The 21540-nt window shown below is 71.8% G+C and carries 15 protein-coding genes; 5 read left to right on the top strand and 10 right to left on the bottom strand.

All coding sequences use genetic code 11. From position 1 onward, the window contains the following. Positions 1–85: 85 nt before the first annotated feature. The 4 genes from ACFU5F_RS12375 to ACFU5F_RS12390 all read left to right on the top strand — a co-directional run bounded on the left by ACFU5F_RS12375 (position 86) and on the right by ACFU5F_RS12390 (position 4032). Positions 86–322 carry a hypothetical protein gene (locus ACFU5F_RS12375; protein ID WP_037724008.1) on the top strand — a complete coding sequence of 79 codons (237 nt, stop codon included), beginning with the start codon at positions 86–88 and terminating at the stop codon, positions 320–322. A 189-nt stretch (positions 323–511) separates the two neighbouring features. Beyond that, positions 512–1450 carry a sucrase ferredoxin gene (locus ACFU5F_RS12380; RefSeq protein WP_383885732.1) on the top strand — a complete coding sequence of 313 codons (939 nt, stop codon included), beginning with the start codon at positions 512–514 and terminating at the stop codon, positions 1448–1450. A gap of 120 nt (positions 1451–1570) precedes the next feature. Then, entirely contained in the window at positions 1571–3355 is a 1785-nt protein-coding gene (locus ACFU5F_RS12385; RefSeq protein WP_383885734.1) for an ATP-binding protein, read from the top strand. Next, positions 3352–4032 (top strand): response regulator, encoded by a 681-nt coding sequence (locus tag ACFU5F_RS12390; protein ID WP_383885736.1) that lies wholly within the window; start codon positions 3352–3354, stop codon positions 4030–4032. Before ACFU5F_RS12385 ends, ACFU5F_RS12390 begins: the two co-directional genes overlap by 4 nt. 63 nt (positions 4033–4095) lie before the next feature. Here the strand turns inward: ACFU5F_RS12390 and ACFU5F_RS12395 are convergent, their stop codons facing one another. From ACFU5F_RS12395 to ACFU5F_RS12405, 3 genes are all read right to left on the bottom strand, one after another. Beyond that, entirely contained in the window at positions 4096–5688 is a 1593-nt protein-coding gene (locus ACFU5F_RS12395) for a cation acetate symporter (protein WP_383885739.1), read from the bottom strand. Further along, the gene (locus ACFU5F_RS12400) at positions 5685–6224 is read right to left on the bottom strand and encodes a DUF485 domain-containing protein (protein WP_383885741.1); all 540 of its coding nucleotides are present in this window, start codon (positions 6222–6224) and stop codon (positions 5685–5687) included. The genes ACFU5F_RS12395 and ACFU5F_RS12400 overlap by 4 nt, the downstream gene beginning before the upstream one ends. Positions 6225–6441: 217 nt before the next feature. Further along, entirely contained in the window at positions 6442–8562 is a 2121-nt protein-coding gene (locus ACFU5F_RS12405; protein WP_383885744.1) for a type IIA DNA topoisomerase subunit B, read from the bottom strand. Positions 8563–9031: 469 nt separating this feature from the next. On the opposite strand from ACFU5F_RS12405, the gene ACFU5F_RS12410 reads away from it, so the two are divergent. Continuing rightward, positions 9032–9262: a hypothetical protein gene (locus tag ACFU5F_RS12410; protein ID WP_184900160.1), complete on the top strand. Its 231-nt coding sequence runs from the start codon at positions 9032–9034 to the stop codon at positions 9260–9262. A 126-nt stretch (positions 9263–9388) separates the two neighbouring features. On the opposite strand, the gene ACFU5F_RS12415 is transcribed toward ACFU5F_RS12410, so the two are convergent. From ACFU5F_RS12415 to ACFU5F_RS12445, 7 genes are all read right to left on the bottom strand, one after another. After that, a complete protein-coding gene (locus ACFU5F_RS12415) occupies positions 9389–10204 on the bottom strand; it encodes a S1 family peptidase (RefSeq protein ID WP_383885747.1) in 816 nt (271 codons plus the stop codon). 143 nt (positions 10205–10347) lie between these two features. Then, the gene (locus ACFU5F_RS12420) at positions 10348–11898 is read right to left on the bottom strand and encodes an RNA polymerase sigma factor (protein WP_383885750.1); all 1551 of its coding nucleotides are present in this window, start codon (positions 11896–11898) and stop codon (positions 10348–10350) included. 884 nt (positions 11899–12782) lie between these two features. Continuing rightward, positions 12783–13670 carry a FadR/GntR family transcriptional regulator gene (locus tag ACFU5F_RS12425; RefSeq protein WP_383885752.1) on the bottom strand — a complete coding sequence of 296 codons (888 nt, stop codon included), beginning with the start codon at positions 13668–13670 and terminating at the stop codon, positions 12783–12785. A 185-nt stretch (positions 13671–13855) separates the two neighbouring features. Next, a complete protein-coding gene (locus ACFU5F_RS12430) occupies positions 13856–15997 on the bottom strand; it encodes an ATP-binding cassette domain-containing protein (RefSeq protein ID WP_383885755.1) in 2142 nt (713 codons plus the stop codon). 197 nt (positions 15998–16194) lie between these two features. After that, the gene (locus tag ACFU5F_RS12435; RefSeq protein WP_383885758.1) at positions 16195–16953 is read right to left on the bottom strand and encodes an NUDIX domain-containing protein; all 759 of its coding nucleotides are present in this window, start codon (positions 16951–16953) and stop codon (positions 16195–16197) included. Between the two features lie 151 nt (positions 16954–17104). Then, positions 17105–19351 carry a glycogen debranching N-terminal domain-containing protein gene (locus tag ACFU5F_RS12440; protein WP_383885761.1) on the bottom strand — a complete coding sequence of 749 codons (2247 nt, stop codon included), beginning with the start codon at positions 19349–19351 and terminating at the stop codon, positions 17105–17107. 571 nt (positions 19352–19922) lie between these two features. Continuing rightward, a complete protein-coding gene (locus tag ACFU5F_RS12445) occupies positions 19923–21464 on the bottom strand; it encodes a DUF4192 domain-containing protein (RefSeq protein ID WP_383885764.1) in 1542 nt (513 codons plus the stop codon). Between the last annotated feature and the right edge of the window lie 76 nt (positions 21465–21540).

Here is a 21540-nt window from a genome sequence, read left to right on the forward strand (position 1 = left end):
CGCGGGCGCATCAACCCGCCTCATAAGGCTAAGTTTGGGCCGCTCAACATCGCTGTCACTACTCATGACCCAAGGATCGAACCCGTTGAAAATCGTGCGCCGCATCGGTGCGTCCCCTCGGGAGAGGGGCAGTGCCGCGGGGCAGACATGCCCAGACATCTTCGAACTGCAGGATGGCAACTTCGCAGTGATCGGGACCGACCGGACAGAGAAACTCGACCCCGAGCTTCCTGCCGACGCCTCGCGCGCTGACTACGAGAGGATCGTGGTCATCAGCCGCGACACTCTCATCCGGGCAAAGTCGGACATCCCCGACGCCTGATCCTGAACGGGGGCTCGCCTGCACTACAGCGCGGGCCCCTCGCGCCGCCGTTCCTTCGCACAACCGTCCCTTTCGCGCAGCCCCTGCAGCACGCCCGTGGCGCCTGCAGCACGCCCGCAGCACCCCCGCCGGCACTCCTTCGGCCCGTCCGGACGTCACGCGGACGCAAGTCAGGTTAGGCTCACCTCTGTGAGTACGTGCACATCCGCGTCCCGACTTCTCGGCGAGCCTCTCGCCGGGACCGCCGCCACGGCGAGGACATGGCTGCTGCTGGAACAGCCCGGCCCCTGGGGCGTCAACGCGCTCACCTCCAGCCACCTGGCCCCCGCGCTCGGCCGCGCCCTCGAAGCCGCGGCGGAGGGCACCGGCGTACGCGTGGCGCTCATCCGGCGCCCCGGCCGCCACGCCGACCGCCGCGAGGTCCGCGAGCGCCGCGTGTACGTGGCCCACACCGTCCCCGGAAACGTCTGGCTGCACACCGCCACGACGTCCGACCCCCGCGAGCTGCTCGGACTCGACTTCACCGCCCTCGGCCGAGGTGACCACAGCACCTTCGCCTCGGTCCTGCGGGGGCGGCCGCACACCGGCGACCCGCTCGCACTCGTCTGCACCAACGGCAAGCGCGACCGCTGCTGCGCCCTCCTCGGCCGACCGCTCGCCGCCGAACTGGCCGCCTCGGGGGTCGAGGGCACCTGGGAGGTCACCCATCTGGGTGGTCACCGTTTCTCCCCCACCCTGCTCGTGCTCCCCTTCGGCTATGTGTACGGCCGCGCGGAGGCCCACCACGTCAAGGAGGTCCTCCAGGGCGTACGGGACGGTCGTATCGTCACCGAGGGATGTCGTGGCGGTTCCGCCTGGGAGCGGCCCGGCCAGGCGGCCGAGCTGGCGGTCCGCACCGAGACCGGCGAGGACGCGGCCGACACGCTCACCGTCCTGCGCACGGACGGCACGGCACCCCACTGGGACGTGACCGTCGCCCACACCGACGGCCGCCGCTGGACCGTGGCCGTCTCCCAGGGCCCTGCCCGGCCGCCCCGCCCGGAGAGCTGCGGCTCCCCGCTGGGTTCCCCGGCGTGCATGGACGTCCTGGCCGTACGCGAGCTGTCGCCCGCGGCCGTCGCGCTCTAGCGGATCCCAGCGCAGCACCCGCGCCGACGCCCGCGGCGGCCCCCGTACGAGCGCCCGGTACTGAGATCCGCGCCACACCCCACTACGACCGGCCCACTCCGTCCACGTACGGTCATGGGTATGAGTCCCCCTCCCCCCGCGCGCCGCCTGCGGCTCGGTATGCCGCGGCGGGTGTTCTCGCAGGTCCTGCTGATGCAGGTGGCGATCGCCGCCGGTGTCGCGGTCCTCGCGACCGGGCTGTTCCTCGCGCCGCTCAGCCAGCAGCTGGACGACCAGGCGATGCGCCGCGCCCTCGCGATCGCGCAGACCACGGCGGCCCAGCCGCAGGTGGCGCGGGACCTGGTGTCGACGCGGCCGTCCGTGACCGGTCCCGTGCAGGTCGAGGCCGAGCGGATCAGGAAGGCCAGCGGGGCCGAGTACGTGGTCGTGCTGGACCGGCGCGGCGTGCGCTGGTCGCACCCCGACCCGGCGGAGATCGGCGGGCTCGTCTCGACCGATCCGCGCCGCGCCCTTGCCGGGAAAGACGTCATGGAGATCGACTCGGGGACCCTGGGACGCTCTGCCCGCGGCAAGGTGCCGCTGCGCGACGCCGACGGGACGATCGTGGGCGCCGTCTCGGTGGGCATCGAGTACGACAGCGTGCGCGACCGCCTGTTCCACGCGATCCCCGGGCTCCTGGCATACGCCGGCGGGGCCATGGCGGTCGGGGCGCTGGCCGCGTATCTGATCTCGCGGCGGGTTCACCGCCAGACCCGTGACCTGGCCTTCTCCGATATCGCGGGGCTGCTGGCGGAGCGCGAGGCGATGCTGCACGGCATCCGGGAGGGCGTGGTGGCGCTGGACCGCGCCGGACGCGTACGCCTTCTGAACGACGAGGCGCGACGGCTGCTCGGGATAGGCGACGAGGCGGTGGGCAGCTCACTCGACGACGCGCTCGGCCCCGGCCGTACGACGGACGTGCTGGCGGGGCGGGTCACGGGCACCGATCTGCTGACCGTACGCGGGCAGCGCGTGCTGGTCGCGAACCGTATGCCCACGGACGACGGGGGCGCCGTCGCCACCCTGCGCGACCGCACCGAGCTGGAGCAGCTGGGGCGCGAGCTGGACTCCACGCGCGGCCTGACGGACGCCCTGCGCGCCCAGGACCACGAGCACGCCAACCGGATGCACACCCTCCTCGGCCTGCTCGAACTGGAGATGTACGACGAGGCCGTGGAGTTCGTCGGCGAGGTCGTCGGCGAGCACCGGGCCACCGCCGAACAGGTCACCGAGAAGATCCACGATCCCCTGCTCGCCGCGGTGCTGGTGGGCAAGGCGACCGTCGCCGCCGAGCGTGGGGTCGCCCTGTCGATCGCGGACGGCACCATGCTGCCGGACCGGCTGATCGACCCGCGGGGGCTCGTCACCGTCGTCGGGAACCTCGTCGACAACGCCCTGGACGCCGTCGCGGGCACGCCGCACGCGCGCGTGGAGGTCGAACTGCGGACCGAGGGACGCACGGCGATCCTCCGGGTCCGCGACACGGGCCCCGGAGTCCCGCCGGACAAAAGGGAGTTGATCTTCACCGAGGGCTGGTCCACCAAGACTCCGCCCGCCCATCGCGAGCGCGGCATCGGGCTCTCCCTGGTACGCCGGCTCGCCGAGCGGCAGGGAGGCAGCGCCCGGGTCACGGAGGCGGCGGGCGGCGGCGCGCAGTTCACGGTCGTCCTGCCCGACGCACTCGCGGAGCACGGTCTCGTGACTGTGGTGTCCGCCCCGGCACCCGCCTCCGGGGCACCCGCCTCTCCGGCATCCGAGGACGGACCGGCGGGGCAGGACGAGCCTGGCGCCGGCCACGAGGGGCGGCCGGGCGCCGCACGGGAGCCCGAAGCCGCCGGCACCGCCGCCGACAAGGAGCCGCGATGATCGAGGTCCTGATCGTGGACGACGACACCAGGGTCGCCCGCGTCAACGCCGCCTACGTGGAGAAGGTCGCCGGTTTCCACGTCGCCGGTGTGGCCCACAGCGCGGCCGAGGCGCTGCACCGCCTGGAGACGCTGCCGCACGTCGACCTGGTCCTGCTGGACCACTATCTGCCGGACGAGACGGGGCTCATGGTGGTCCAGGAGATGCGGCGCCGGGGCCACCAGAGTGACGTGATCATGGTGACGGCGGCCCGCGACGTCTCGACCGTCCAGGCCGCGATGCGCCAGGGCGCGCTCCAGTACCTGGTCAAACCGTTCGCGTTCGCCGGGCTGCGGGCCAAGCTGGAGGCGTATGCGGAGCTGCGGCGCACCCTGGACGGCGGCGGTGAGGCCGAACAGGCGGAGGTGGACCGGATCTTCGGCGCTCTCTCCGCAGGGGGCGAGCCGGACCTGCCCAAGGGCCACTCGGCCACCACCACCGAGCTGGTGCGCCGCGCCCTGATGACCGCCGAGGGGCCGCTGTCCGCCCAGGAGATCGCCGAGCGGACCGGACTGAGCCGTCAGACCGCCCAGCGCTATCTGAAGCTCCTGGAACGCACGGGACGCGCCCGGCTGACCCTCAAGTACGGTGACGCCGGCCGCCCGGAGCACCGTTACGAGTGGGCGACCCGCCCCTGAGCACCCGCGAGCCGCAGGAAGGCGCGACGACCACCGTGCCGGCAGGATGACGCGTCGCCGCGCTCACACCGCCCCTGCGCCTGTCAGCGACCGCACCTCGGTCTCCGCGTGTCTGGCCGCGTCCGGCGGCTCGGCCGACATGACCGTGCCGAGCCAGCCCGCGAGGAAGCCCAGCGGGATGGAGACGAGGCCGGGGTTCTGCAGCGGGAAGACCTGGAAATCGAGGCTGGGGAACAGCGCGTCGGCGCTGCCCGACACGACGGGCGACAGCAGCACGAGAACCAGGGAGGGGACCAGTCCGCCGTACACGGACCAGACCGCGCCGCGTGTGGTGAAGCCGCGCCAGAACAGCGAGTACAGCAGCACGGGCAGGTTGGCGGAGGCGGCGACCGCGAAGGCGAGGCCCACGAGGAAGGCCACGTTGAGATCCTTGGCGAGCAGCCCGAGCCCGATCGCGATCATGCCGATGGCGACGGCGGCCATGCGCGCCACGGCGACCTCGCTGCGCGGCTTCGAACGCTTGCGCCGCAGCGACGCGTACAGATCGTGGGCGACCGACGCCGACGACGCGAGGGTGATGCCGGCGACGACCGCGAGGATCGTGGCGAAGGCGATGGCGGCGACGATCGCGAACAGAACCGTTCCGCCGGTGGAGTCCGTGCCACCGCCCAGATCGAGGGCCAGCAACGGCACCGCCGTGTTGCCGGCCGCGTTGGAACTCCGTACGGCCTCCGGGCCGACCACGGCCGCCGCGCCGAAGCCCAGCACGATCGTCATCAGATAGAACCCGCCGATGAGACCGATCGACCAGACCACCGAGCGGCGCGCGGCCCGTGCGGTGGGCACCGTGTAGAAGCGCGACAGGATGTGCGGCAGGCCGGCCGTGCCCAGGACCAGCGCGAGCCCGAGGCTGATGAAGTCGAAGCGCGCGACCCAGTCACCGCCGTACTTCAGCCCGGGCGCGAGGAACGCGTCGCCGTGTCCGCTGCGCTCGGCGGCCGTCCTCAGCAACTGGTCGAAGTCGCCGTGGAAGCGCACCAGGACGAGCACGGTCAACGCGACCGCCCCGCCCATGAGCAGGACCGCCTTCACGATCTGGATCCAGGTGGTGGCCCGCATCCCTCCCATCGACACATAGACGACCATCAGCGCGCCGACCCCGATGACCGTCCAGGCCTGCGCCGCCTCGCTCTCTCCTCCCAGCAGCAGCGCGACGAGGGTTCCCGCTCCCACCATCTGCGCCACCAGGTACAGAACGGACACGGTCACCGAGGAGGTTCCCGCGGCGATCCGCACCGGCCGCTCGCTCATCCGTGCCGCGACCACGTCGGCGAGCGTGAACCGCCCGCAGTTGCGCACCAGTTCGGCCACCAGGAACAGCACCACGAGCCAGGCGACCAGGAAGCCGACCGAGTAGAGCAGCCCGTCGTAGCCGAAAAGCGCGATGAGCCCCGAGATCCCGAGGAAGGACGCGGCGGACATGTAGTCGCCCGCGATGGCAAAACCATTCTCCATGGGCGAGAACAACCGGCCCCCGGCGTAGAACTCCTCCGCCGAGCCGTGCCGATGACGGCTGACCCACGTGGTGATGCCCAGCGTGACCGCCACGAACAGGCTGAACAGCAGCAGCGCCAGCAGCTGATGGTCGGCGGTCACCGCTCGCCCCCTCGGAGGCCACGCGTCAATTCCTGGGTGTCCCAGCGCAGATCGAGCGCCGCCCGGTCCCGGCGCAGCCTGGCGTGCCGCGCGTACGCCCAGGTGAACAGGAACGTCGTGAGGAACTGCCCGAGGCCCGCCAGCATCGCCACGTTCACCGAGCCCGCCACCGGGCGGGCCATCAGCCCCGGTGCCGTGGTCGCCGTCACCACGTACGCCACGTACCAGCTGAAGAAGAGAGCGACGCCCGGGATCACGAACCTGCGGTAGCGGCTGCGCACCTCCTGGAACGCGGCGCTCCGCTGGACCTCCAGGTAGACCTCCGCGGCGCCCCCGCCCCGGCTCTCGCGCGCCTCGGCCACGACCGGGGCGGGCCCGCCCGTGCCGTCCAGCTCCCCCCAGCCGGAGGCCAGCGCGTCGTACCAGGGATCGTCGAACCGCACGTCCTCGTGGGCGAGGGCGTGCCCCTCGTGCTGCTCAACCGGGCTCTCAGAACCACCCCCGCGTCGGCGGGGACGGCCGGTACTTGACTGCATGCCCAAGCATGGACAGAGCGGAAAGACCCCCGGCACGCCTCTGCACGATTCTTCACCCCATCAGGTGAAACTCCGGCCAGCCTCCCCCACCCCGGACAAGGCTCCCCACCGGTGGCACCCGGAAGGGGCCAAGCACCCCCGAAGCACCCGCGGCCCGCAGGAGGCGGAGGGCGTCCGGGACCGGCCCGGACGCCCTCCGCCGAAGCCGGCGCGGCGGCTACGCGTCGATGCGCGACCGGTCCAGCGTGGCCGCCGAGCTGGAGATGAACTCCTTGCGCGGCGCGACGTCGTTGCCCATCAGCAGGTCGAACACCTGCTCGGCGGCCTCCAGGTCCGACAGGTTGATCCGCCGCAGCGTGCGGTGGCGCGGATCCATCGTCGTCTCCGCCAGCTGGTCCGCGTCCATCTCGCCGAGGCCCTTGTAACGCTGGATGGAGTCCTTGTACCGGACGCCCTTGCTCTGGAAGTCCAGCAGCCGGTCGCGCAGCTCGCGGTCCGAGTACGTGTAGACGTACTTGTCCTGCCCCTTCTTCGGCTGGACCAGCTCGATCCGGTGCAGTGGCGGCACGGCCGCGAAGACCCGTCCCGCCTCGACCATCGGCCGCATGTACCGCTGGAAGAGGGTGAGCAGCAGGCACCGGATGTGCGACCCGTCCACATCGGCGTCGGTCATCATGATGATCTTGCCATAGCGCGCCGCGTCGATATCGAACGTACGCCCGGACCCTGCTCCTATGACCTGGATGATCGCGCCGCACTCGGCGTTCTTGAGCATGTCGGTCACGGACGACTTCTGGACGTTGAGGATCTTGCCGCGGATCGGCAGCAGCGCCTGGAACTCGGAGTTCCGGGCGAGCTTGGCCGTACCGAGCGCCGAGTCGCCCTCGACGATGAACAACTCGCTGCGCTCCACGTCGTCGCTGCGGCAGTCGGCGAGCTTGGCGGGCAGCGACGACGACTCCAGCGCGGTCTTCCGCCGCTGCGCGTCCTTGTGCTGACGTGCGGCGATGCGCGTACGCGCGGCGGCGACCGCCTTCTCCATGACGACCCGCGCCTGCGCGGCGGCGTCACGCTTGGCCGAGGTCAGGAACGCCTTGAGCTCCTTGGCGATCACCTGCGCGACGATGCGGCGGGCCGCGGAGGTGCCGAGGACCTCCTTGGTCTGACCTTCGAACTGAGGTTCGGCAAGACGCACGGTGACGACGGCCGTGAGGCCTTCGAGGGCGTCGTCCTTGACGATGTCGTCCTCGGCTACCCGCAGCATCTTCTTGGCGCGCAGCACCTCGTTCATGGTGGAGGCCACGGCCTGCTCGAAGCCCGCGACGTGGGTGCCGCCCTTGGGGGTGGCGATGATGTTCACGAACGACTTGAGGGTCGTGTCGTAGCCGGTGCCCCAGCGCATGGCGACGTCGACGCCGAGTTCACGGGTGACCTGGGTGGGGGTCATCTGGCCGTGCTCGTCGAGAACCGGCACGGTCTCCCTGAACGTGCCCTGTCCCGAGAAGCGGAGGATGTCGCAGACGGGCTTGTCGGACGCCAGGTACTCACAGAACTCGCTGATGCCGCCGTCGAAGCGGAACGACTCCTCGCCCTTGCTGCCGCCCTCGCCGAGGCCGAACTCGTCCCGGACGACGATCGTCAGTCCGGGAACGAGGAAGGCGGTCTGCCGGGCGCGCTGGTGGAGGTGCTCCAGCGAGAGCTTGGCGTCCTTGAGGAAGATCTGGCGGTCGGCCCAGTAGCGCACGCGCGTGCCGGTGCGCGTCTTGGGGATCCGCTTGCCCTTGCGCAGACCGCCGGTCTCGAACTTGGCGTCCGGTCCGCCGCCCGCGAAGGCGCCGGGCACGCCGCGCCGGAAGCTGATGGCGTGGGTGCTGCCGCTGCGGTCCACCTCGACGTCCAGTCGGGCGGAGAGCGCGTTCACCACGGAGGCGCCCACGCCGTGCAGACCGCCGGAGGCGGCGTACGAGCCGCCGCCGAACTTGCCGCCGGCGTGCAGCTTGGTCATCACGACCTCGACACCGGACAGGCCGGTCTTGGGCTCGACGTCGACCGGGATGCCCCGGCCGTTGTCCCGCACCTCGACCGAGGCGTCGTCGTGGAGGATCACCTCGATGTGGTCGCAGTAGCCCCCGAGGGCCTCGTCCACGGAGTTGTCGATGATCTCCCACAGGCAGTGCATCAGGCCTCGACTGTCGGTCGAGCCGATGTACATGCCGGGGCGCTTCCGCACGGCCTCGAGCCCCTCGAGGACGAGCAGGTGCCGCGCGGTGTAGTTGGAACCGTCCCGGTCTGCTCCGGTCAGCAGCGCTGTGGACGGCACGGACGTATCGGCGGTCACGCGGTTCGCTCCTCGCTGAATTTCAGGTGAGGCCCTTTTGGGTAAGGGGCCGGGCTCTGTTGCCGGTTCGAGGGTACCGAGCCCTGGTAGAGCCGCTGTAACGCCACCCTCGTGGCGAAACTCAGGGTAGTCCAGACTCGCATACGCGTTCGATCCCTCGATGGGGTGAAGTACATATCACGTTCCCTTCGGGGCATGAACCATTTAGGCTCCGGGCACGTCCTCTTGAACAACCGGCAACCCAGCCGGGAGGACCGTACAACCGATGGATCGACCACCAGAACCACCGACAGACAGCGCGAAGCCCGTACGACACGAAGACACGCACTACGGCTCATTCGCCGCCAACCGGCAGCAGACAGCCGGCCCGGAAAGATTTTTTCGAGTTAAAGCCGCGAGCGGGAACGTTTTCGGCCTGGTTGGATGTTGACCCTGGTACGACAGCTCGTCGAGCTAGAGAAGAGGCGACGTGACTACTGTTCTGACCCCCGCGACCCCGCTGACGGCCGCTGACCGATGCGACCGCTGCGGCGCCCAGGCCTACCTGCGCGTCGTCCTGCTGAGCGGTGGAGAGCTGCTGTTCTGCGCCCACCACGGCCGCAAGTTCGAGCCGGAGCTCAAGAAGATCGCCGCGGAGATACAGGACGAGACGGAGCGGCTCACGGCCGTTCCCGCGACCGCAGAAGAGGACGAGCGCTGACGCTTCGCACCTGACGACGAGCCGCCACCGGCTCGAGGCCGGTGACCGGGCGGCCACTCCCGTACCCACGGGGTGGCCGCCCGCTCTCATTCCGCACCTGCCCGCCGCGAGGCCGTGAGCCGCCTCTCAGCGGCTTCCCGTGAGCACCCGGGCGATGTACGAGCCCCTGGTGTAGACACCAGGGTTCCCGGCGAGTCCGCAGCCGCTCCCCCAGGACACGAGGCCGATCAGCTTCCCCTGGGCGACCAGCGGCCCTCCGCTGTCCCCCTGACAGGCGTCCCGGCCACCGTCCTGCTCCCCGGCGCACACCATGGGACCGGACAGGTACCGTCCGTCCGCGCTGCCCGGGTAGGCCCTCTCGCAGACCTCGTCGGCCAGCACCCGCACCGGCGCGGCCCGCAGGCTCCGGCCGTAGTCCCCGGCGCCTGTGGTGTCCCCCCAGCCGAAGACCGCCGCCGGCGTGCCGGGCCCGTACGCCGGGTCACCGGCCTCCGCCAGCCCGATGACCGAGGTCTCGGGCACAGGTGAGGCCAGCGTCACCACCGCGAAGTCCCCGGCGTTCGTATAGGGGTCGTACGCCGGATCGACCCAGGCGCCGCTCACCGCGATCTCCTGGCCCTCGGCGGACTGCAGCTCGGCGCGGCCCGCGATGACCCTCAGGTCGCCGACCTTCTCCGGAGGGCCTCCCAGCACGCTCTCGCTGAGGCAGTGGGCGGCCGTCAGGACGGTCGAGCGGCCGATCACGACACCGCCGCAGAACTGCCCTGCCCGCGTACCTCCGAACCGGTCACGACTGGCCAGCGCCACCGTCCAGGGCGCCTGGGAGATCTCGACCGGATGGCCACCGATGACGACCCCGGCCGTCGCCGACGGCGGTGCCGCCAGCGGTATGACGGCCGTGGTGGCCGCGACGGCCAGCAGTCGGGCGAACGATCGACGCATGCGCGCTCCTCACTCCGGGACAGGGATGGCACACCCAGAGTGATCCACGAGATCGGCTTCCGCAGCCGCACACACGCCGAAGGCCCGGCTCCTTCGACGGGAACCGGGCCTTCGGGACCGACGGGCGGCGGATGCCGTGCCGTCTAGTCGAGGTAGTCGCGCAGCACCTGCGAGCGGGAGGGGTGCCGCAGCTTCGACATCGTCTTGGACTCGATCTGGCGGATGCGCTCGCGCGTGACGCCGTACACCTTGCCGATCTCGTCGAGGGTCTTCGGCTGACCGTCGGTGAGACCGAACCGCATGGAGACTACGCCCGCCTCGCGCTCGGAGAGCGTGTCGAGGACGGAGTGCAGCTGCTCCTGCAGGAGCGTGAAGCTGACCGCGTCGGCCGGGACGACGGCCTCGGAGTCCTCGATGAGGTCGCCGAACTCGCTGTCGCCGTCCTCACCCAGCGGGGTGTGCAGGGAGATGGGCTCGCGGCCGTACTTCTGGACCTCGATGACCTTCTCGGGGGTCATGTCGAGTTCCTTGGCCAGCTCCTCCGGAGTGGGCTCGCGGCCCAGGTCCTGGAGCATCTGGCGCTGGACGCGCGCGAGCTTGTTGATGACCTCGACCATGTGCACCGGGATACGGATGGTGCGGGCCTGGTCGGCCATGGCACGGGTGATCGCCTGACGGATCCACCAGGTGGCGTACGTGGAGAACTTGTAGCCCTTGGTGTAGTCGAACTTCTCGACCGCGCGGATCAGACCGAGGTTCCCCTCCTGGATGAGGTCCAGGAAGAGCATGCCGCGACCGGTGTAGCGCTTGGCCAGGGAGACCACCAGACGGAGGTTGGCCTCCAGGAGGTGGTTCTTGGCGCGGCGGCCGTCCTCGGCGATGATCTCCAGCTCGCGCTTGAGCTTGGGGGCGAGCTTGTCGGCGTTGGCCAGCTTGTCCTCGGCGAACAGACCGGCCTCGATGCGCTTGGCGAGCTCGACCTCCTGCTCGGCGTTGAGCAGCGGGACCTTGCCGATCTGCTTGAGGTAGTCCTTGACCGGGTCGGCGGTGGCACCGGCGGCGGCGACCTGCTGGGCGGGCGCGTCGTCCTCGTCCTCGTCGGACAGCACGAAACCGGCGTTCTCGGTGCCCTCGGGCTCGTCGCCGGGCTTGCCGCCGGGCGCCTCCTCGAGGACCTCTTCCTCGGCGAGCTCGGCGTCGTCCTTCTTGGCGGTGGTCTTCTTCGCCGCCGTCTTCTTGGCGGCGACGGTCTTCTTGGCGGGGGCCGCCTTCTTGGCGACCGCCTTCTTGGCGGCGGCCTTCTTGGCGGGGGCGACGTCCTCGCCGACAGGGTCGGCCGTGGGCTCCGCGGGGGCGGCTGCGGCAGTGGCCTTCTTGGTGGTCACCGTCTTCGCCGCGACCGTCTTGGTGGCGGTGCGCTTGGCCGGACTCTTCGCTGCGACGCTCTTTCGGGTGCGCTTGGGCTCCGCGGCACTGACCATCAGCGTCACACCCTCTTCCTCGAGGATCTGGTTGAGGCTGCGCAGTACGTTCTTCCACTGAGTGGCCGGAATCTGGTCAGCTTCGAAGGCCCGACGCACATCGTCGCCGGCGATCTGCCCCTCGGCCTTTCCCCGCTCAATGAGAGCCATGACAGAGACGGACTCGGCGATCTCCGGCGGGAGCGTACGGGATGTGCTGGCCGACACGAACAACCTCTCGGAACGTTGGAAAACGGCTTCCGGCTCCGTCCACTGCGGACTGGAGCCGACCACCGGCTTGGGAGTGGGCCGACGGTGCGGGCGGGGGCCGGGAAGATGCACAGCGCCGTGAACGGCGTCCGTATTCCCTCCGAGGCTGTCGCCTCTTAGGTCATCGCGTTGTTCCCACGAGCGTTACGCCCAATCTGCGTGGCCCGAGTCACACCCCGTAAGCGCGCAAAAGCGGTCAGACACTGCCAGAGGCGATCGATCGAGACCACAACCGGTTCTGCTAGGACTCGTACCCGAACGAATCCCGAACGAACTCCGCAATGCGGAGCACCGCCCTCGCGGGGATCCGATGCCCTCGCCTGAGCGGCCACGGCCACCGGGAGGGTCGGCCGTCCCGGAGGGCTCGCCGGGTTCCCGGCTCACCGGTCCCGGCACCTCGCCGGTCCGCACCTCACCGCGGTTCCGCGCGCTCCCCGGGCCTCGGCACGCCCACCGATCCTGTCGATCCCGTCGCACTCCACGCCCCGCCACTCTCCTCGATCTCCTGGCCGCTGTCGACCCCGTCGGGGTGACCGGTCCAGCGATTCGGTCGGCGGTTGTCCGGCGATCCGCCAGGCGGTTCGTCGGGCGGTTCAGCGAGCAGATCAGCGGGCGATTCGTTCGAGCGATTCGTCGAGCGACTGGTCCGGCGCGATGGACGCAGCCGGTTCGGGGCAGCCCCCGGCGTGGCGCGAACCTGGAGGCGTCCTGCGTTCGTCGTGCCGCCGGGCCCCGCCGAACCCCTGGGAGGATTCGCTGGGGCCCGGCGGCACGGGTCCGCCGGCCGAGCTACGCCGCGGAAGGGCCGGTGCCCCGGCCGCGCCGGCCCCGTCCCGCTCGCGCCGCCCTCAGTGCTCGCGCGGCGCCGGCACCACACGCTCCACCTCGGGGTGGACGGTCAGCAGCTGCCGCATGGCCGCCTCAGCGGCCCCTCCGTCGCCCGCCGCGAGGGCGTCGACGATCCGGGCGTGGTGCGTGAGGGTCGACTCGGTCGGCCGGTCACAACCGTTGGCCGGGCCCCCGGAGACCTGCAGGGCCGAGGAGACGATCCCGGAGAGGTGCTCCAGCATCCGGTTGCCCGCGAGCTGGATGAGCAGCGAGTGGAACTCGGCGTCCGCGCGCGAGAAGGTCAGCGGGTCGCCCTGCGCCATGGCGTGGCCCATGAGCTCGACCATGTCGGCGAGGCGCTGCTGCACGTCGTCGCGACCGTGACCGGCGGCGAGGCGGGCCGCCAGCGGTTCGATCGTCCACCGCAGTTCGTTGAGTTCACGCCGCTGGTTGTCGCGCTGCGGACCGAAGGCCCGCCATTCGATGATGTCGGGGTCGAGCAGGTTCCAGTCGCTGACCGGCCGGACGCGCGTGCCGACGTTCGGGCGCGCGCTGACGAGGCCCTTGGCCTCCAGGACACGCAGGGATTCACGGACGACGGTGCGGGAGACCTCGAAGCGCTGGCCGATCTCCTCGGGCACGAGGGGACGGTCCGCCCCCAGGTCGCCGGAGACGATCATCTGGCCGAGCTGCTGGACGAGTTGGCCGTGCAGTCCGCGTCCGCGGCTCCCGGCGGCGCGGCGGCCGACGCGGCCCAGCTCGGGGTCCGCGCCGTCCCAGGCAGGGAGGCCCACGCGGTCGACGCTCGCGGGCTCGGCGTACGGGTAGCGGTCGAGTTCGCCCGGTCCTGCGAGGCCGGAGTCGGCGGAGCGGGCGGCGGTCATCATGGTGTGCGCAAGGGTACTCACGCATCCTTTGTCGGCTGCGTTTCCAACTCCCTTGAGGTCTTTGGTGAAAAGCACACGAAAGGGTGATCGCTCACCCCGTCGCAATTGACGCCTTATCGGAAAGAAATGGGCGTTCTACGAGGAGTTGTGCGCATTGCGCCAACGGAAGGGCACGGACAGTGAGCGCGAAAGGATGGGGACGATCATCACCTGACCCGGCCGCGGAGGTTGGTGAACACATAGGCCCCCAGCAGTGCCGTCAGCGACAACAGCAGCGCCCCGCCCACGGGTTGTGAGACCGCCCGCGCCACGGCCTCCAGGTAGCGCTCTCCCCCGAACGGCCACTGCACCAGGAGGAGTTCACGCAGCCGCACCGGGAACCCGATCGCGCTCCGCACGGTCGCCCCCTCCAGTGCCTTCTGCACCAGGGGTACGACGACGAGGGGCACGGCGACCACGGCCGCGAGACCGGCCGACGTGGACCGGAAGACACCTGCCGCGAGCACCCCGGCCCAGGCACACCCCACGACGAGGCCGAGCCAGCTCGCGCCGAGCGGGAACCAGCCGGAGGGAACCGAGACGAGTTCCGGTCCGTAGACGAGATAGAGCACTTCGAGGTCGCAGCCCACGGTGAGGACGGCCAGCAGCAGCGCGGTGGCCGCCGCGACGAGGAGCTTCGCGAGGAGCAGCCCCAGTCGACGGGGGACGGTGCCGCGGTCCGCGGCCAGGGCGGGGTGGCGGAACTCGTCGCCGAAGGCGATGGCCCCGAGCAGCCCCGCCCCGATGGCGGCGGGCGGCAGCGGCAGCTCCCGCGGCCACGCCGCCAGCAGCCGTGGCTGCGGGGTGTGCCCGATCCCGGCCAGGATCACCGCCATGAGGGCGGAGGTGACGAGTACGGCCGCGACGGTGAAGTACGCGGTGCCGACCCCGCCCGCCCGCCGCAGCTCGTAGCGCAGCGGCCGCAGCGGGCTCGGCGCCGGACGCACGGTGATGGGCGGCGGCAGTGGCGGCAGCGATACGGCGGCGGACGCGTCGCTCGGGCCGTGATCCTGGCGGAACCCGAGGTGATCACGAGGTTCGGGATCATGATGCGAACCGAAATGATCACGGGATTCGGGATCGGTGTCCGGCTCGGAGGGCGTACCGGATCGGAGGGCGACGGGAGGCGCCGGGCTGACCTCCGGTGCCTCGTCCGTCCCGTCACCACGAGCCGACGGCTCGACCGATGCGGCCGGCGGGCCGTCGGCGGGCGCGACGGAGGCGCAGCTGATCTCGTGTCCGCGGAGTTCGTCGGCGGCCCCCCGAACCCCCTCCGCCGACCCTGGAGCCTCCCGGGCCTGATCCTGCGCCTCCTCGGCCACCCCCACGCCTTCGCCGGCGACCGACGAGGACACAGACGACAGCGCCGCCGCCGACGAGGGTGAGGGTGAGGGCAGGAGAGGCGGGGAGGGCAGCGGGAGCGGCGACGGAGCGGGCCCCATGTCCCCGATCTCGTCCGCGAGTTGATGGACGAGGATGCCGTGCCGGAACACGGTCTCGCCGATCTCGGCACACGTACTGCCGTACACCGACAGCCGGTTGCCGCCCTCCCGGACGATCTCCACGGAACGTCGCGCGGTCCGGGCCTCCTTGGTGAGCAGCACTTCGAGCCGGGCGGCGTACGGGGTACGGACGGCGACCCTGGGCCGGAGCCGGGTGCGGGAGAAGTCCGCGACCTCCTGGTCGGCGACGAGTCTGCCCCGTTCGAGGGTGAGGACCCGATCGGCGGTTCGCGCCGCCTCCTTCGGATCACCGGTCGCGAACAGGACCGTGCCGCCCTGGTCGGCATGGGCCCGCATGATGCCGTGCAGCCATCGGCCCTCGCGGACCGCCAGCCCGTCGGCGGGGTCGTCCAGCACGAGGGTGTGCGGGTCGGTCAGCAGGGCGCAGGCCAGGCCGAGCCGGCGGTCCATCCCCCGCGAGAGCGTGTTCAGCCGCGCCTCGCGGAGGCTGACCAGCCCCACGACCTCCAGCACTTCGTCGGCCCGCCGTCCGGGCAGCCCCGCGGCCGCGCACAGCATGCGCAGATGACCCCGGACCGTGCGGGCGGGGTGGCCGGGCACGTCGCCGAGGAGGACGCCCACTTCGCGGGTGGGGTGGGCGATGCGATGCAGGGGGCGACCTCTGAAGTAGGCCACCCCACGGCCGTGTTGCAGTTCGAGGGCGAGTCTCAGCACCGTCGACTTGCCCGCACCGGGAGCCCCGAGGAGTGCGGTGACACGGCCGGAGTGCGCCTCGAAGGACACATCGTCGACGGCGGGCGGGAACTCCTTGCGGGGATTGCTGGTCAATCCGATGGCCTGGATCACCCTAGGCAAGATAGCGCGATATGTCCGTTTTTCCGGGTACCTTGCGGCGCACTTCGCGGACAACCTCGCAGCCACCGGGCGAGCCACGCACGGCTCGCGAGCCCGGATTCCGGCTCGCCCTCCCGGCATGCCCCGCGACACGGCCACCCACGGGCGAGGCCGCCGCACCCGGCGGCGGACGCCCGCTCTCCGCCGGGTCAGACCTCGGGACGCAGCATCGGCGGATTGAGGAGGGTCGCGCCACCGGCACGGAAGAGCTGGGCGGGGCGTCCCCCCTGCCGCGTGGTGGTACCGCCGGTGGGCACCAGGAATCCCGGCGTGCCCGTCACCTTGCGATGGAAGTTGCGCGGGTCCAGCGCCACACCCCAGACCGCCTCGTAGACGCGCCGCAACTCGCCCACCGTGAACTCCGGCGGGCAGAAGGCGGTGGCCAGCGACGAGTACTCGATCTTGGAACGGGCGCGCTCCACCCCGTCCGCCAGGATCTGCGCGTGGTCGAAGGCCAACGGCGCCACCGGCTCACCGTCCCGCCCGTAGCCGCCCTGATCCAGCAACTCCTCGACGGGCGCCCAGCGTGCGCTGTTGGCGTCCCCGCCCGGCCGGGGCGCCGGCAGGTCGGGGGCGAGGGCGAGATGGGCGACGCTGACGACCCTCATCCGCGGGTCGCGCTTCGGGTCACCGTAGGTCGCCAGCTGTTCCAGGTGCGCGCCGTTGTCCTGAGCGGGCTCGGACGGTTCATGGGCGGTCAGGCCCGTTTCCTCGGCCAGCTCCCGGGCGGCGGCCTGGGACAGGTCCTCGTCCGGCCGCACGAAGCCGCCGGGCAGCGCCCACCGCCCCTGGAAAGGCTGTTCGCCCCGCCGTACCGTCAGCGCGCAGAGCGCGTGGCGACGGACGGTCAGCACGACCAGGTCCACGGTGACAGCGAAGGGCGGGTAGTCCGACGGGTCGTAGGGCATGCCGCGATCATAGTCGTCTGCCTGACGATAAACACTCCCTTCGCGGTCGCTTCCCCACTTGATCCACTTGGGTTCGCCACCTTGCCCACAGGCCACCCTCGGGGCTCGGAAGGCCAACGCCGCCCGTGGTCCCGTCCCGTGTCGCGCGAGGTCACACTCCCAACTGCAGTCCGTCGGCCGCCTCCTCCACCATCGCGAGCCCCAGCCTGCTGACGCGTACGGCGAAGGGGACGCCCGCGACACGCAGCCCCGTCATACCGATCTCCCCCAGCGGCGCACTGCGCACCGGCCGCAGGGTCACCGTCCCCGCGGGGGCGTCGGGGCGGATCCCGACGAGAGTGGTGAGCAGCAGCACACCGGCGGCAGCCGCCGTCGCGGCCGGTCTGCAGGCGGCCGGGTGCGGCAGCGGGGCGCCGGCCGCGGTCCGCTGCTCCCCCGCGTACATCTCCGGCAGCCGATGGCCGAAGCTCACCGAAGCCGCCAGCACACCCCTCAGCAGGGCGCTCGCCTCCTTCTCGTATCCGGCGGCCGCCAGTCCCGCGACCGCGATCGCCGTCTCCTGCACACGCACGGCACCGCTGCGATGACCGAAGGGGTTGTACGCGGTCTCCTTCGCACCCAGGCTCCGCAGCCCCCACCCCGAGTCCATCGCGGGCCCTCCGAGCAGTCGGGCGAGCTGCTCGGTCCGCACCTTGTCGAGGAGTCCCGGAGCCTGCTCTCCCCCGCCGAGCAGCCCGGTGTCGAGAAGATGGGCGGCGCCGGCACCCAGGTGCGGCACCAGGCGCCCGTCCGGGGTACGGGCGGCAGCGGGTCTGCCGCCGCCCCGGTCCTCCACCCAGAAGTCCGCCCCGAACCGGCTCCGCAGCTCTCTCGCCCAGTCCCGCAGCTCGGCGCCGAGCGGCCGACCGTGCGCGTCGAGGAGATCGGCGCCCAGCAGCGCGGCCCGGTGGGCCTGGGCCTGGGTCTCGCAGCGCAACGGTCCGCCGGGGTGTGGATCGGACAGGTAGACACCCCTTCCGACCGCGTCCAGCAGCCATCGCAGGCAGCGCTCCGCGGCGGGCAGCAATGCCTCCGTCTCCTGCGCGGGAAGCCCCCATCGCCGGGCCTCCGCCAGGAGCACGGGGAACAGCAGGGTCGCCTCGGTCCCCGTGCATCCCGGTGGCAGATACGGGCCCGCGTCCCGCCGGGGTCCCGGAATCATGCCGGACCGGGCGTCCCTGCCCGCGAGTTGGGTGCGGGCCAGGGTGCGCAAGGTGCCTGCCGCGAGGCGCGTGCCGAGCGGCAGCGTCATCCGGGCCGCGACGAGCGCGTCGGCCGGAGACAGTCCGCAGCGCCAGGGCGCGCCAGCCGCGAGGTGGGTGTCGGCCGGGTTCCTCGGGTCGCGCAGCAGCAGCGCCTCCAGATCCTCCAGGCAGGTGTGCAGCAGCGGCTGCGCCACCGGATCGTCTCCCGCGACGCGGGCCTGGGCGAGGGGGCTGGTGGCGCCTCGCCCCACCGGTCTGATGGGTCCTGTGCCGTCAGGTCGCACCCGAAGTTCCACGCTCCGGCTGCCCCCGGGCGGGAGTTGCAGCTCCCAGCGCAACAGTCCCGCGGACGCCAGGGCATCAGCGGGCGGCGGGTGGGCGGACACCGTGGAGTGTCCGTTCGCGCACGACCAGCGGAGGCCGGAGCCATGGACGGTGGCGGGTAGTTCCGGGCCCGCGCCGCCGGAGGCCACGGCTCCCAGCTCCGCGAGGTCCGTGCCCAAGGACACCTCGACGGGCAGGCACAGTGGCCGGCGAGTGGTGTTGTGCAGGGTGATCCGCTCGGTGCCGTCCGCGTACCGGATGCGCTCGACCGTGACGTCCGGATCCGGTCCAGCGTCTGCGGACAGACGCAGCGTCGCCATGAACCGGGCTCGGTCGGCGGTCATCATCCGGGCCTGCACGGCGAGGGGTTCGCGTCCGGCCACCCGCACCTGGCAACGGGAGAGCATGCGCCGTCCCGCGCGGTAGAGACCCTCCAGCCCCCTGCCGTTCAGCTGGCCCTGCTCCGTCGAGATCGCGAGGCCCGGCAGGGCGACGCAGATCAGCGCGGTGTGGGCCGGGGGCAGCTCCCTGGGGCCCGAGGCGGGGGCGGGCTCCTGGGAGGCCGCAGCGCTCGCCGCACCTGGACGCGCGGGTCCCGAAGGCCTCACGATGCCGGACGCGAGAGACCCGGGGCCTTTCGGGCCCACCGACCGTGAGCCTGCGGTGCGGGCCGCTGGGCTGCGGGCGGCCGGACCGCGGGCGGCCGGGGTGCGGACGTCCGGGCGGGAAGTGCCGTCGCCGTCGTCCCCACGGGTGCGGGGTGAGGGCTGGACAGGCGCGCGGAAGGTCGGAACGTCATCCGGGGCGTCGGGCAACGAGGAGAGAGACATGGGGCGGCTTCTTCTGTCTTCGGCGCGCGTGGGGTGCGCTCGGCACCAGGTGGGGAGCCGGAGAGGGACGGGGTGACGGGGTGACGGGGTGACGGAACCAGGCCATCGGTACCGCCACACAGGTGAACGGAGCGGTCGCGCTCCGGGTCACGCCCATGCCCGGGGATGCCTCCCGAACCGGGCCGCCGCAACGCCGGGTCCACGGCAGCAGGGAAGCGACGAGCTGTGGAACTGGGCGGCCGTGGTTCCGCGCGCAGCCGTGGGGCGACGCGAGGGCGACACGCGGCCCACGCGCACGTCGCTTCATTCCTGTGGGACAGGGGGCGCCCGCCGCTCTGGGACTGTGGTCCAGCGCGGACCCGTAGCCGGAACGGCACAGCCCTGGCCACTGCAAGACGGAAAAGCGTGACCAGCTGCTGCAGGAGCGGGGGCGAGGCGTTCACGCCGGCTCCGCGGGCTCGGCTCGCACAGTTCCTGCGGGCGAGCGCCACGCTGTAGGCCGGCGTCATGCTCAGGCGCGCCCACATCCAGTACGGGTCCGGAAGGGGAAGCCGCGACCGGATCCGCACGCTCACGACCCGCTCTCCTTGGACTGTCCTCCGGCGCCGCGACGCATCCGCGCCCGACCGCTCGCCCCGTTCGCCGTACGCCCCGGCTTCCGGCCGACCGGTGGGCTGCCGTCGGCGGAGCGTGTGCGGCGGGCGGGCGCGGCGCCGGGCGATCGCCGGACGGCGCGGTCCTCGACACCTCCTTCCGACCGAGGCCTGCGTCGGCGGCGCGGGCCGGTCACGACGCAGGGCAGGTCCGAGGCCGGCGGCGCGTCGGGCGACAGGGCGGGGGAACTCGTCCGGCTGCCGCTCCCCACGCCCTCGGCGGTCGCCGCGAGATCGCGTCCCCTGCGCTCCGCTCGTAGGCAGCGGCGAATGGACTCGGGGTCCAGCCCTTCGTTGCATGCCTGGTGGAGCAGACGGGCGAAAAGGTAGTCCGGGTCGGCGGCCAAGGCCATGGCCAGCGCTTCGCGGGCCTCCAGTTCGTCGCCGGAGGACCACGCGACCCAGCCGACGAGCGTGAGCGGGGCGGCGGCATGCTCGCCGTAGGGGCCGACACAGCGGCGGGCGAGGGCGCGCCAGAGCCGCAGCGCGGGGCCCGCTTCGTGGCCTTCCATCCATTCGGCGGCGCGATCGCGGGTGGCGCGGTCCTGGAGTCCGAGGATCAGGGTGGCCGCGTCGTCGTGCCCGACGAGCTCGTCGTCGCGCAGGTCCGCGTCCAGCGCGGCGGTGCCGGGCTGGGCGTCCGCCAGGCGCCCGATGACGCGCCGTGCCACCGCGAGGGTCTCCTCTGCCACTTCCGCCCGGCTGTCCACGTCCAGAATCCTGGGGATGAGGGCGGACTGCGCGGAGTCGAGAGCGGCCTCCTGCTGGAGCGCGGCGGCGGTCTCCCACGGCAGGAGCCTGGCCCGCAGTTCCTTCAGCGAGCCGCGGACCTGGAGGCCGGCGTAGGTCGCGGCGGCAGCCAGTACCGAGGTGCCCGGGAGGCCCATCGGCTCGCCGCCGGACGCGCAGCATCCGTTGCCCGGGCAGCAGTAGGACCAGAAGCGGCCGTCGGAGATGCACAGGGCCTCGACCACCGGCACGTCCAAGCTGCCACAGGCCCTGCGGAGCAGTTGGGCGAGGGGCCGCAGGCGTTCCATGACATCACGTGGTGATTCACCGCTCGCGGGGTCCTGGCAGAGGAAGGCGACCATGCTCTCCGGCTTGGCTCCCCGGCGCTCACTGCCGGTGACCAGCCCATGGGCCAGCTGTTGGGCGACGGACGGCCAGTCGTCCGTCTGCGCCGGGATGCCCAGCCGGGCTCGGCCGCCGAACCGGCCACGCGTGTCCCGGTCGTGCAGTGCGACGAGGACGATGCTGTCCTCGGGGCGGTATCCCAACAGGTAGGGCAGGGCATCGGCGAGTTCGGCGGGGGTGCGGAGGGTCACCTGCTGTTCCCCGCAGGCTCCGGCGGCCGCGCCGTGGCCCGGACGGACGGAGGACTCGCGACCTCCGCCGCACCCGTTCTGCCCGCTGATGTCACTGTTGCCGGAGGTCCCGGCCGCTTCGCTGTGATTCGTCATGCGGCGACCATCTCGCGGATCTTGAAGTTCCGCTTCGGCCTGTGGATAAGTCCGAGCATGATCACGTCAGAAGCGT

The sequence above is a fragment of the Streptomyces sp. NPDC057438 genome (assembly GCF_042802995.1).
Classification (GTDB): domain Bacteria; phylum Actinomycetota; class Actinomycetes; order Streptomycetales; family Streptomycetaceae; genus Streptomyces.

What these genes read in the sequence shown, in the direction of transcription:
- ACFU5F_RS12385 (WP_383885734.1), top strand. Translation starts at nt 1,571, where the DNA reads ATGAGTCCCCCTCCCCCCGCGCGCCGCCTGCGGCTCGGTATGCCGCGG.
- ACFU5F_RS12390 (WP_383885736.1), top strand. Translation starts at nt 3,352, where the DNA reads ATGATCGAGGTCCTGATCGTGGACGACGACACCAGGGTCGCCCGCGTC.
- ACFU5F_RS12400 (WP_383885741.1), bottom strand. Translation starts at nt 6,224, where the DNA reads ATGCAGTCAAGTACCGGCCGTCCCCGCCGACGCGGGGGTGGTTCTGAG.
- ACFU5F_RS12415 (WP_383885747.1), bottom strand. Translation starts at nt 10,204, where the DNA reads ATGCGTCGATCGTTCGCCCGACTGCTGGCCGTCGCGGCCACCACGGCC.
- ACFU5F_RS12435 (WP_383885758.1), bottom strand. Translation starts at nt 16,953, where the DNA reads ATGCCCTACGACCCGTCGGACTACCCGCCCTTCGCTGTCACCGTGGAC.
- ACFU5F_RS12440 (WP_383885761.1), bottom strand. Translation starts at nt 19,351, where the DNA reads ATGTCTCTCTCCTCGTTGCCCGACGCCCCGGATGACGTTCCGACCTTC.
- ACFU5F_RS12445 (WP_383885764.1), bottom strand. Translation starts at nt 21,464, where the DNA reads ATGACGAATCACAGCGAAGCGGCCGGGACCTCCGGCAACAGTGACATC.